This is a genomic window from Neptuniibacter sp. QD57_21, assembly GCF_047778075.1.
Classification (GTDB): Bacteria; Pseudomonadota; Gammaproteobacteria; order Pseudomonadales; family Balneatricaceae; genus Neptuniibacter.
Genome location: NZ_CP180549.1, coordinates 57154 through 70597, shown reverse-complemented (window position 1 = coordinate 70597; position 13444 = coordinate 57154). Strand labels below are relative to the sequence as shown.

Here is a 13444-nt window from a genome sequence, read left to right as displayed (position 1 = left end):
CCTTAGCTCAGTTTAAGCGACCGCCTCATGTTCATCCCGCGCTTTATTACGCAGGATAAAGCGCTGAATCTTGCCACTCGGCGTTTTTGGCAGTTCTGGCATAAACTCGATCTCGCGAGGGAATGCGTGAGTTGATAGGCGCGTACGTACCAGTTGCTTTAACTCTTCAGCCAGCTCTTCTGTGGGATCAAACTCACGTTTAATCACTACATAGGCTTTAATAATAGCGCCACGTTTCACATCTGGTTTACCGATAACTCCCGACTCAGCCACCGCATCATGTTCGAGCAATGTACTCTCTACATCAGCAGGCCCTACACGATAACCTGCCGTAGTGATGATATCGTCATCACGACCGGTGAATGAATAACTGCCATCACCATGACTCATCACGACATCACCAGTGAGGTAGTACTGACCATGGAATGGGTGCTTCTCTTGCCATGTGTAACCTTGGAAGAAAAACAGCGGCGAGTTATCCACATCTACTGCTAACTGCCCAGTTTCACCTTCAGGAATCTCCTTAAAGTCTGCGTCTAGGGCAACAACGCGATGGCCTGGCATTGAGAAGCCCATTGAGCCCACACGCACAACATCTTGCTTAAGATCATGATGGTTACATGCAGTCATACCGGTTTCTGTTTGACCGTAATGATCCATTACAGGACAACCTAAGCGCTTGTCGACCCAACTGATTACTTCTGGGTTCAACGGCTCACCAGCACTGCTCGCTACGCGTAGCGAGAAAGTTTCATCGGCAGCCAACACATCATCGTTTGCCATCAACATACGGTAAGCCGTTGGTGCCGCTGCAAGGTTAGTGATCTTATATTTACGCAGCATGTCGTAGGTGCTTTCTGGAGTAAACGCCGCCTCACAAAAATGCGTGGTATTACCCAACAACAGAGGACCAACCACTGCGTAGTAAAGGCCATAAGCCCAACCTGGATCGGCAACATTCCAATAGGTGTCTTCTGGACGCAAACCAATAGCAAAACGCATATAAACGTAGAACGAGAGTAGCGCTCGGCTTGGTACGGCAACGCCTTTAGATTTTCCGACTGTGCCTGAGGTAAACATCTGTAAAAATGGATCATCTTTGCCAATTTTTACTGGTGTAAACTCTGTCGATTGCTGCTCAATCTCAGCAACAAAATCGAGATCATTTGTAGCATCAGCAGCCTGATCACGATTGAAAGTCAGGATGGCTGGACAATCAGTTACATCATTAAGCTTTGGACGGTTGCTTGGGTCGGTCACCACCAGCTTTGTACCCGCTTGCTGAACTCGATACTCGATCGCACCGGAACCGAACGCCGTGAACAGCGGCTGGTATACCGCGCCTGCACGCAGGGTACCCATAATCACCACCATCAATTCAGGGGTGCGCGGTAGCAAAGCCGCAACGCGATCGCCCTTACCTATACCTTGAGCGGTAAGGAAGTTTGCAAACTGGGCCGACTTTTCTTTCAACTCAACAAAGGTCATTTGCGAAGCAGGTCGCTCAGCACCTTCATAATTCAGAGCGATTCGATCGCCTTCTGCCCATTTATCTACAATCTCCTCACAGACATTAAATCCATCTTTGAGGTTACCGATCATGAGCTCTTCAATCATGGCCGGATCAAACTTATCGTAATAATCCTGATAGGTTGCGGTTGTCATTAGTTTCCCATCCATCATTTTTTATTTTTGTATTCTTATACGCATGAGCAATCTTTAATTACTGGTGCTCAGCCAGTATTTCTCGCGCAATAATGAGTCTCTGAATTTCGCTAGTGCCTTCGTAAATCGAGGTAATTCTCACATCGCGGGCATAACGTTCCAGTGGGTATTCCTGCATGTAGCCGTAGCCACCTAAAAGCTGCAGCGCGCTGTAGCAAGCTTGATTGGCTTTTTCACTGGCAAAGAGTTTTGCCATGGAGGCTTCTTTAGCGAAGGTCAGCCCTCGTTGTTTACGATCAGCAGCGTTCAAAAGGAGTAATCGTGCGGCTTCCAACTCGGTAGAACGATCCGCAATCATCCACTGCAGGCCCTGAAAATCAGCTATCGCTTTACCAAACTGCTTACGCTCTTTGGTGTAGGCGATGGCGAAGTCCATCGCGGCTAACCCAACACCCAGTGCGAGAGAGCCTATACCGATGCGTCCACCGGCAAGTTCTGCCACAGCCAGACGAAAACCATCATTTAGCTCACCTAGAATCGCTGATTCAGGTACAAGCACCCGATCGAAATACACTTCATTGGTCGCTGAGCCATGTTGGCCCATCTTCTTTTCTGCCGGGCCAACTGTGATCCCCTCGCTACCTGCTTCAACTAAAAAGCAGGTAATCCCCTTACCTTTTTTCGCTTGTGGATCGGTCACCGCCCACACCACAAAGACGCCGGCAAACTCAGCGCTAGTAATCCACTGCTTAGTACCGCTGATCTCATAGCCCTGATCGGTTTTGACCGCTTGAGTTCGCATCGATGCTGGATCGGACCCCGCACCGGCTTCGGTTAAGCAGAAGCTACCTGCTCGATATTCGCCGCTGCAGATCAGTGGCAAGTATTTAGATTTCTGTTCTTCAGTGCCCATCGCCTGTATGACTTCCGCCACCATATTGGTCACTGACATAGTCACTGCAGTTGAGGCACAGGCACGGGCGATCTCGGTAATCGCTAAACTGAAGGCGACAGCTCCCGCTTCAGTGCCACCATGGTCTGCAGAGATGTTTAGCCCCATAAAGCCCAATTCGGCGAGTTGCTGACAATTGGCCAGCAGAATGCTCTTGTCTTTTGTCTGATCCAGCTCCGCCGCTACCGGTGCTAATTCACTTTCAGCAAAGCGCTTGGCGGTATCCTGAATCAGTTGTTGTTCTTCTGTTAATGTGAAATCCATAAGGAACACCTTATTAGGGTTTACCCTAATCTATACCTTATATATTTCATTTGGTAAAGATAAAAATGACAGGCATAAAACAGACAAAATCTGAAGAATTCAGTATAAGCCTAGGAAAACAACAGATAAGTAGTAACCCCTATTAATTTTATTAACTTAAGAGTTACTACAGGAGATGAGGATAAAAGGAAGTGTAAATTAGGTGATAAGGATCGAAGAAAGTTCGAGCATTTGCCCACGCATTGCGCGCTCTGATTCAGGCAAAACATCTTCGCTAGGCCAAAAGCCTGTCCGTAAACATTCAGCGTAAGGCGCTGCCAAATTCGCTTGCTGCATATTCTCGCTAGCCTGATCCGCAGGATAATCCAAGCGATGCCAGCTGACCTCAATGCCCTGCGCATTTGGCGTCAAAAGCATGTACCAGACAGAAGCCGTGCCATCATTCGCCGGCATGCCGATCACACCGCTATTCAGCCAATACCCCTGCTCCAATTGCGTTCCAAAAGGGATACCACAGTGACCGCCAACCACAACATCAGCACCCGCTAGATCTAGCTGAGTCTGCTTATGCTGCGCTGAACTGCTGGCAAAGATAAATTCATTTATCCGGTCGACACTGCCGTGCACAACTTGAAATCGTTTATCCGCCAGCTCAAAGCTGATTTGCCGAGGTAGTTTCCCCATCCATAGTTTATCGTCTTGAGAGACCTGCTGACTGGCGAATAGGTACCATTCAACTGAGAGCAGGGAGCAAGCCGAATCTTCCGAAAAACCACAGCCACAATCAGGCGCATCCGCAGCTAAGGCTTCCTCACAGTTCCCCATCACCACAGGAATACCCCAGTCACGGATTAACGCTAATGTCTCGACGGGTTCCGCACAGTAAGCTACCAGATCCCCTGTGCAGATAACCTGCTGCGAAGATAAGCCCAACCTGTCGGCTTCCTGTTTAAGCGCTCTGGTGGCCGCTAAATTGCTGTACGGGCCGCCAAATATCAGCAGCGGCCCTGTTAGTGTTCCAAGGTCCATATTTCCTAGACTCACAGTCACTTAACTCATTAAGCCGGCTGTAGTTGCTTTTGGCTGGCTCCACCAACTAAGAACAGTGCACAACCACCAATCATCACAACCACACATATCCAAAGTAACTTAGTGTATTTATGGGCTTCGCCCAACAACGCCGTGTAACCCGAAGATTCCGTGAAGTAGAGCAGAGCACCAGCCATCGCTAGGATAAAACTGCCTAGATAACTCCAGACTGGGATATCACGGCGATTGGCCCACAAACTGAAGAAGATAACAGGTACCAGATACATCGAAGCCGTGCCGCTTACAGCTACTGCACTAAACAGATCTTTATTGCCGATAAACACCATTACCAGGCCCATCAACATAAACAGCACCATCACCATACGGCCATTACGTAGATTAACCGGCAGAAGCTTCATATCCACGACCATCATCTTCGCCGAGCTGGTTAGCGTGCTATCCAAGGTAGACATGGCAGAGATAATCAAAGAGGCACTAAACAGGAACATCGGCAGCTCACCCAATAGACGCGTCAACGCCTGATTCATATCTTCCCCTGAAATCGCATTCGCGCCTGCAATCACCCCTAATGAACCAAACGCGATAATGCAGATACTGCTAATCCAAGCCGCATGGGTAAAACTACGTCTAGTCGTTTCACGATCCGCCAAGAAACCGCGGTCCATCATCACAGGATCGTGCATTGGATAGCTCCACACCTGCAGCAGGGCAACGATCAATAGGATTGGACCGGGATCACTAATTTCAAACGGTTTAAACGCGATTAGATCGGCATTGAAGTGACCGCCACCAGCCACCAAGGCTAACAACACCGCCAATACACCAATAAACACCATCATCTGGAAGAAGTCTGTACGCAGAGACGCCTGCAAGCCGCCCAACATGGAGTAGATCAAGGTAACAACCGCTAAGCCAACAACCGCCAATGTATAAGATTGCGTGCCAGCCGCACCAAACAAGATGCCGATAACCAGCAGGTTAGCAAACACCTCACTGACCAGACGCACACCGATGACAAAGTTGTAACAGCGACTGCCCCATTGACCAAAACGATCAATTAGAAATGCTTGAACGCTCTCGTACCCTTGCTCAAATCGGAGGTGATCGACAATCTTTCCTCCGGTCAAAAACGACAGATAATAAGCCGCGTAAGCTAATGTTCCCCAAATTCCGTAATAGAAGCCCAAAATGGCTGCATTCAAAAGCGAGCGTGCAAAGATCCAAGTTGTTACCTGCGAGAAAATCAGCGTTAAAAGCCCCGGCGCTAGACCTTCTGCGGTTCGGCCTTTAAAAAAACTACTTTCATGATTTACTTTGCGTGAAAGGAAAACTGAAACCAACGCTAAAGCCGATACAAGCAAAATCAGCCAAATGTCCATAGGTAACTCCATTTATAGAAGGGGAAGGATGCTTGCTCAGACAGCGACTCTTGAAAGCAGTTCCCCGTCTTTTCAAACATTCTTTAATCGTAATAGACTCTCTTGATTGTTTGATCAAATCAGATAATCCAACTGGCGGTAATGCCATACCTCGTTTATAACTAATAAGGTTCAATAAATTGATAATCAAGGAAGATTTTTAATGATCTCTGCATATACTTAGTAGTAATCCCATCGTATGAGGAAAGTCTATGTCTGATGAACTCATTGTTTTTGCCGAAGAGGAAAATAACGATTCTACTCTGGCGGCAACAAACAACAGTTCACGACCCTGGAAGGTTTTAGTCGTTGATGATGACAAAGACGTTCATGAGGTAACAAAATTCGGCTTAAAAGGTTTGGTTTTTCTAGGACAACCTTTAGAGCTACTACACGCCTATTCGGCAAAAGAAGCACAAGAAACACTCACTGAGAATAAAGATATAGCGGTCATCCTGCTTGATGTTGTAATGGAAACAGAAAGTGCAGGCTTAGATCTAGTCAAAACGATTCGTGATGATCTGGCACTGACTAATACCCGCATCATCTTACGAACCGGTCAGCCAGGGTACGCCCCAGAAATTGAAGTCATCCTCAAATACGATATTAACGATTACAAGAATAAAGCCGACCTAACCCGTACTCGTCTTTACACCAGCGTTACTGCCGCAATCCGGTCTTACTCTGAAATAACCGCTATCGACTCCAGCCGCAAAGGGCTAGAAAGAATCGTACACGCCTCAAGTGAATTGATGTCACTACACGGTATTCGAGAGCTAGCAAACGGTATTATCTGCCAATTAGCAGCGTTACTAGGTATTTCAGAAGAAGGCATGATCTGCTTTAAGAAAAACAGTGACGACGAAGTTAATGCAACCGGATCTGAATTTACAATTGTAGCTGCATCTGCTCAGCCTAGCAGTCAAAAGGAATTTCCCGAAGTTATCGAGGATGCCAATATCAATGCAATGCTACTGGAAGCCAGCAGCAAGCGCCGAAGCATTGAGAATGACTACGCTTGCGTACTCTACTTCCCAAGTGAATTCCGTAATGACATGTTGCTATACCTAGATATTCAGCGACCACTTGAAGGAACAGAGCATCAACTGCTCGAAGTTTTCTGCAGTAACATCTCTGTCTGCCTCGATAACGCGACCATTCTCGATCGCTTACACAATTACGCCTATTTCGATTCTTTATTAAATATCCCTAACCGCGTTTCCTTTGCTAATCACATCGATAAAACCATGCTCAGGCAGCTTCATCCACAGCTTATTACGCTGATCGATATTGATCATTTCAGTGGCATGAATGACACCTTAGGTTCAGAATCGGGTGACGAATTACTTAAACTGGTCGCAAACCGTCTCAGCGCAAACCTGCCTGAGGGCTCGTTTATCTGCCGTATTTCTGGCGATACCTTTGGTGTTATGGGACCAGAAAATAGCTTTACCGTTGAACAGATCAACGAGATGCTGACCAAACCGTTTGAGTTATTCGGAGATGAGCTCTCTATCTCCATCACACAAGGCTGCTACATCCTTAAAGATGCCAATATAAGCGGTAATAATGCGATCAAGCGTGCAAATATAGCCCTTAAACGCGCTAAAGATATTGCACGTGGCGAATTTATTGAATATACCCATGAAATTGAGCGTGAAACACAACAACGTATGCTCTTGCTTCAAGGGCTACGTAAGGCGTACAGTGAGGGCGAATTGTTCCTCGCTTACCAACCCCAAATTGATCTTCGCACCGGTAAAATCAGCGGTTTTGAAGCGCTTATCCGCTGGCGTACCAAGAGCGGCGCTCTGATATCTCCAGTCGAATTCATCCCTGTTGCCGAAAGCTCTGGTCTAATCGTCCCTATCGGTGAGTGGGTCATGGACACCGCGATGCGTGATCTGGAGATCATCGAGAAAAAGTACGGTTTGGGTCTTCAAGTAGGCATCAATATTTCACCGGCTCAATTCCGTCACCCTGACTTTTTAAAGCTTATAAAAAGTAAGTTGGATAACTTTTCTCTTAAGCCACAACAAGTTGAGTTCGAGGTAACTGAGTCTGTTGCCATGATCGACACCAACAGTGTGCGAGAGATATTACAGGTAATTCACGATCTTGGCGCCAAAGTCGCGATTGATGATTTTGGTACCGGATTTTCATGCCTCAGTTATTTAGAAACACTTAACTTTGATCGCCTAAAAATCGATAAATCATTTATCGATAAAATGTTGGATAAACAGAAAGGGACACATATACCTGAGATGATTATTAACTTAGGTCGAGACCTAGATATGGCGGTTATTGCAGAGGGGGTAGAAACAGCAGAGCAAGTAGAACGCTTAAAAGAGCTACAATGCTTCGAAGTTCAAGGCTATCACTATGCGAAACCTATGGAGTTGGAGCAGCTTTGTATCTGGTTGGACAAGCATTTGAGCTAGTAGGGCCGCTAGCTCAGATTATTGGGTAATTACTCACTGACCACGCGATTTCGACCTTCACCTTTTGCTCTATATAGCGCCTTATCCGCGCGATCTAACAACTGTTCGATACTCTCACCCGGGTAGAATTGCACCACACCAATACTGACGGTTATATCCAACCCTTCTGGTTTCAATTGTTCTACTTGCTCGCGAATTTCTTCAGCCTTTTCCTTAGCTGATGCAAGGTCACAATGCCCTAGCAAGATAACAAACTCCTCCCCACCAAAACGCGCAGGAATATCATCTTTGCGACATATACGCCCTAAAAGGTCACCGAGCTCACGCAGCACTTTATCGCCAACCAAATGACCATGGGTATCGTTTACCTGTTTGAAGAAATCTAGATCGAGCAGCATGACACTGAGCGGATCACTGTGGCGCTCTGTATGCGCTAAACGCTGTTCAGCAGTTTCTAGAAGATAGTAACGATTGTAGAGACTTGTGAGTTGATCCTTCAATGCGATCTCTTTAAGTAGATCTCGCTGCTGCTTCAACGTTACATGAGTATTCACTCGCGCGAGTACAATCGATGGACGGACCGGTTTGGCAATATAGTCCACCGCACCCAGTTGCAAACCGAGCTCTTCATTACGATCAGCATCTCGTGCGGTCACAAAAATTATAGGGATATCTTGAGTATGAGGCTGACCTTGCAGCTTTTGACATACTTCGTAGCCGCCCATATCAGGCATCTCGATATCTAACAGGATAAGATCAGGTAAGGGGTCAGCAACCGCTAGTTTGAGGCAATCATTCCCCCCGGTCGCCACCTTAATCCGGTAATGATCCTTTAAGCAGTTTGCCAAGACTTTAATATTTGAAGGCACATCGTCTACGATTAAAACGACAGGCTTGCTCATGTCTTGTCGACTCCGTCCGAAAGCTCTGGTTGAATACCGAGCGCTTCTTCCAATATAGCCAAGCTATCCTCAGCAGCTTCAAAATCAAATGCTGATAATCTAGCGTGAAGCTGTTCTAACGGCTCCTTCAATTCCAAACCGCTCGCGCTCTTCCATAAGTCATCATACTCTGTGGTATCGATATAGCTACCTAAATTAACGGCTTCCCGAATAGAAATAATTTTCTCTTTTACTTCATCCTCAGTGAGACCTACTGGCATAGGCTCTGTTTTTTGCGAGGTGTATTCTGCAAAACAGGCTTTAACCTCATCATAAGCCTGCAAAAACTCAGGCATTACTTGTAATGCACCATCCCCATCATCAGCCTTAGCTAACTTTTCCAACTTAGCAGCTTGGGCCTGCAGGGCTATTGCTGAAAGGTTAGCAGCCATACCTTTAACTGCATGGGCTGATTTACCTGCCGCTGCCCAATCAGACTTACTTATATATGATTTAATGTTGTCTACTATAGGATCAGCATCGACCGCGAATATCTCTAATAATGGAGCAATCAATTCCTCTTTGCCCATCATCCTAGCGATAGCATCCTGCTTGTCCCAAACCGCAACAGAAATCTCTTCCACTTGTTCAACTTCCTCAGGTTGTGAAACCGTCTCGGCAATCCCTAAGAAACGTTGTAACACCTGATTAAGTGCAACAGGAGAGACCGGTTTACTGAGGTAATCATCCATACCTGCAGCCAGACACTTCTCCCTATCCCCTGCCATAGCATTCGCTGTCATCGCAATAATGGGGATCGTGATATTTTTCTGTTTAGCTTTGCCTGCCCTAATTTGCTGAGTGGCTTCATATCCATCCATCTCTGGCATCTGACAGTCCATCAACACTAAATCATAAGGGCAGTTATTTTCTAGTGCAGCATTTAGGCTCTGCAACGCCTCTAAACCATTACCAGCCATATCAGCGGTGAGACCTAACTCTTGTAGGATCCCTTGTACCACCAGCTGGTTAATCTGATTATCTTCAACCACTAGGATACGCTTCTCACCTAAGGTAGGGTGCCCTTCAATCGAGAGATCTTTTAGATAATGACTAGTTACTAGCGGCGAGGCATTACTCAGTGCCTCACCACCACTCGCAACCACTTGAAGAGCGTCGAAGATATCTGAAGTAGTTGCAGGTTTAGGAAAATAACCACTAAAACCTATATCAGCAAAACGTTTGGCATCACCACGATGAGCCATTGAGGTCATGAGAATGAGTTTAGCGGAACTGAATCTATGATCAGCTTTAAGTATTCTCCCTAGTTCTGCACCATCCATACCCGGCATCTGCATATCCATAAAGACAACATCAAAGCAGGCTGTTGAAGACTCGTAAAATTCCTCACAGCGAGCAATAGCTTCATTGCCATCTTCCGCTTCTACAACCTTCGCTCCCCAATGCAGTAACTGTGCAGATAGCACTTCGCGATTGGTTCTATTGTCATCAACAACTAAGATGTCTAGGTTCTCTATACCTGTATAAGGAACAACTACTTCTGCTTGCTCGCTCGTTTCTAGGTATACGCTAAAGATGAACTCGCTACCTTGACCAACCGTGCTCTGTACCGATATTTCTCCACCCATCAGTTCACATAATTTTTTACAGATAGCGAGCCCTAGCCCAGAACCACCATATTCACGAGTAGTAGAAGCATCTACCTGACTAAAGGATTCAAACAGTTCAGGCAGTTTTCCAGGAAGAATACCTATTCCCGTATCCTTAACACTACAATCTAAACGCAACTGATCGCCTTGATGCTGCAACTGTGACTGGATAACCACCTCACCTTCACTTGTGAATTTGATGGCATTCCCCACTAAGTTAATTAACACCTGACGCAAACGTCCTGGATCACCTTTAACCATAGAGGTTTCAACACCGGTCAAATCAAGAATAAGCTCTAAACCTTTATCTTGAGCTTGCAGCGCCATCGCTTCTGCAAATTCACCAAACATACCGCGCAAGTTAAAGTCGATACATTCTAGTTCTAACTTGCCTGCATCCACTTTGGAGAAATCTAAAATATCGTTAATCAATGCCAGCAGGGAATTAGCACTGGTTTGCGCAACGACCGCACGATGCCGCTGATCGTCGGTCAAAGGCGTGTTCAGCAATAGCCCCAACATACCAAGTACGCCATTCATCGGGGTACGAATCTCGTGGCTCATATTGGCTAAGAATTCACTCTTCGCGATATTGGCTTGTTCTGCCTCATCTTTCAGCGCAATTAGGCTCTGCTCCATCTCACGCTCAACGGTGACATCCAGATTGGTGCCGATCATTTTTAAGGAACGTCCTTGATCATCCACCATATGGGCAGCTGTCGCTTTCACATAACGTACCGTTCCATCAGGAAAATTAAGTCGAAATTCACAGTGCCAGTCATGTCGGCCACGAACAGCCTCTTTTAGCGAGCCTTCGGCCATTTCAATATCTTCCGGACAAACCCGCTCACGCCAATAATCAAAATAGAGATTATTATTAATAACCTCTTCTGGCACTTGGTAGATCTTGATCATCTGATCGTCCCATTGCAGTTCATTGGTGATCAGGTCCCACTCCCAAATACCCAGCCCCGAGGACTCCACCGCAACATCCACACGACTTAACGCATCTTCAAGCTTACCCTGCATATCTTCAGCCAGATCCAAAGCTTTAATCAGACCTTGCTCGGCATCCACGCGGGTTGAAACATCTCTGAAAGACCATACTCTACCTACCGCATTATCCTCAACGTACATAGGAATTGACGATTGTTCATATGTTCGACCATCTTTCAGGCTCAAGCTGGTAAAATGAGAGCGCCCCTCAGAGTTGATCAGGCCTTTAACATTGCGTGCGGCCTCATCAGCATTATTCAGTTGCCTTAAAATAGGCCCAAGCACATGGGAATGATCATTAAACTCTTCTGGTAATCCCCATAGTTCAGCAAAACGCTTATTGTAACGAATAACACTACCATCATTCTTAGTTACTAGAATCCCGTTATCCGTGGACTCTAAAATCGATGCCTGTATGGTCAACGCCTCAGTAATTTCCAACTCCATCTGCTTACGCTTAGTTATATCACTTCGAATAGCGACATAACTCAGAGGGTGACCCGCATCATCTTTAAAAGGAACAATAGTTGTCTCAACCCAATAAATACCACCTTGTTTATTGCGATTTCGAATCTCTCCTTTCCATACCTCTCCTGAAGCAATCGTACGGTAGAGCTCGATAAAGAATTCCCGTGGATGATATCCAGAATTAAGAATGCGATGATTCTGCCCGATCAATTCCTCTCGGGTAAAACCACTAATTTGAGAAAACTTTTCATTAGCATAGGTAATCGTTCCCTTGAGATCGGTGACCGCCACAATAGAGTGCTGATCCAAAGCAAACTTCTGCTCCCCTAGCTCCAGCAAAGCTTGATTAGCTCGCTCGGCACTACGCCTCAACTCAGCCTCATGAAGCTTTCTAGTTTCCAACATCAGATTAAACGCATCAGCCAGCTGGGCAGTTTCTATATTATTGGCATTGACCTCAACCCGCCCAGTATTGCCCGTCGATGCTTCGCGACTGGCATGCGCCAGAGTAATCAAAGGCCTACTAATACGGCCTGCAATGCCAAACCCCATCAATAAGACCATCAAGGCAGTAACTAAGCACAAGACCAAAGTAACTTGCCCTAACCAGTGAGATGCTTTTAAAGCGATATCTAGGTCAACTTCACTAACCAAAATCCAACGGATATTTTCAAGCACAATGACATCATGCATACCAATAACCGGTACTCCATTAGGACCTATATAATTCAAAGCATGCTGAATCGAATTTTGATCAGTATCTGCCACTGCATGTAGATACATCTCTGTCTCAACTTTACGTTTGAGCACCTCATCCCGATTGTTTCCGATTGGAGTAATTAAAGTGCCGTTAATATTCATCAAGTAGTGAAGATGCTGCTCTTTCTCATCTACAGCCACATCAAGTAGATCAAAAACTCGGTCAAATCGCAGCTGAATGGCGAATGCACCTATAGTTCTGCCATTTTCATCATTAATTGGAGCAGTTAAGAAACCGGCAAAGGCATCATTGGAAGGAGCATATACTTCCATGCCAGAAAACGAGACATTGCCGCTACGAAGAGTATTTTTAACACTGTAGGCAAATTTTGTTCTGCTGTAAGGTCCACGCTGCAGACTTGTGCCCAAATCATTTTCTTGAGCTACAGAAAATAGGATATTGCCGCGGCTATCAATCAAAAAAAGATCGGAGATATAATCATAGCGGCGACTAAAACTGATTAAATCAGCTTTATGTTTGTCTACTCGTTGAGACCAATCTTCGCTATAAACATAATCTTTAGCACTTAACCCACTATGCTGAATTCCTCTTGAAAGAGAGGACAACATAGAAAGGGTATCATGGGATTCTGCTTTAAATCGAAGATCGACCACTCGATAGTCAAACCAATTTCGAATCGAGCGAATTGTCACTAAAGAAGATTGACGGAGCTTTTCCTCAGCGGCCACTAACAAACTATCTTTAGCTTGTTGATAACTCAACCAAGATACGAAAGCTAAGGGGATAAGCGCTAACAAGGTCATCCATACCATGAGCTTTACACGCAATGAAGCCTTGCGACCAATATCAGGATTGGGTGTGGAAGACTCAGCTGCCTCTTCCCTCTTCATACAGAGTACGTCCTTTGGCTAGTTTGTG

7 protein-coding genes are annotated in these 13444 nt (G+C 45.8%); 1 reads left to right on the top strand and 6 read right to left on the bottom strand.

Features of this window, described 5'->3' with window-relative positions:
- Positions 1 to 12 precede the first annotated feature (12 nt).
- The 4 genes from ACMXYS_RS00295 to ACMXYS_RS00280 form a co-directional block, all read right to left on the bottom strand.
- Positions 13 to 1665, bottom strand: a complete 1653-nt coding sequence (locus ACMXYS_RS00295; protein WP_415897247.1) for an AMP-binding protein — start codon at positions 1663 to 1665, stop codon at positions 13 to 15.
- Positions 1666 to 1723: 58 nt separating this feature from the next.
- Positions 1724 to 2881: an acyl-CoA dehydrogenase family protein gene (locus ACMXYS_RS00290; protein ID WP_415883014.1), complete on the bottom strand. Its 1158-nt coding sequence runs from the start codon at positions 2879 to 2881 to the stop codon at positions 1724 to 1726.
- A gap of 198 nt (positions 2882 to 3079) precedes the next feature.
- Positions 3080 to 3925: a metallophosphoesterase family protein gene (locus ACMXYS_RS00285; protein ID WP_415883013.1), complete on the bottom strand. Its 846-nt coding sequence runs from the start codon at positions 3923 to 3925 to the stop codon at positions 3080 to 3082.
- A gap of 14 nt (positions 3926 to 3939) precedes the next feature.
- On the bottom strand, positions 3940 to 5310 hold the full coding sequence (locus ACMXYS_RS00280) for a sodium:proline symporter (protein WP_415897246.1): 1371 nt from the start codon (positions 5308 to 5310) through the stop codon (positions 3940 to 3942).
- 251 nt (positions 5311 to 5561) lie between these two features.
- Here ACMXYS_RS00280 and ACMXYS_RS00275 point away from each other — a divergent pair, with 251 nt between their 5' ends.
- Positions 5562 to 7790, top strand: a complete 2229-nt coding sequence (locus tag ACMXYS_RS00275) for an EAL domain-containing protein (protein ID WP_415897245.1) — start codon at positions 5562 to 5564, stop codon at positions 7788 to 7790.
- Positions 7791 to 7819: 29 nt separating this feature from the next.
- Here ACMXYS_RS00275 and ACMXYS_RS00270 read toward each other — a convergent pair whose 3' ends face one another.
- A complete protein-coding gene (locus tag ACMXYS_RS00270; RefSeq protein ID WP_415883010.1) occupies positions 7820 to 8692 on the bottom strand; it encodes a diguanylate cyclase in 873 nt (290 codons plus the stop codon).
- On the bottom strand, positions 8689 to 13416 hold the full coding sequence (locus tag ACMXYS_RS00265; protein ID WP_415897244.1) for a response regulator: 4728 nt from the start codon (positions 13414 to 13416) through the stop codon (positions 8689 to 8691). Before ACMXYS_RS00265 ends, ACMXYS_RS00270 begins: the two co-directional genes overlap by 4 nt.
- Positions 13417 to 13444 lie beyond the last annotated feature (28 nt).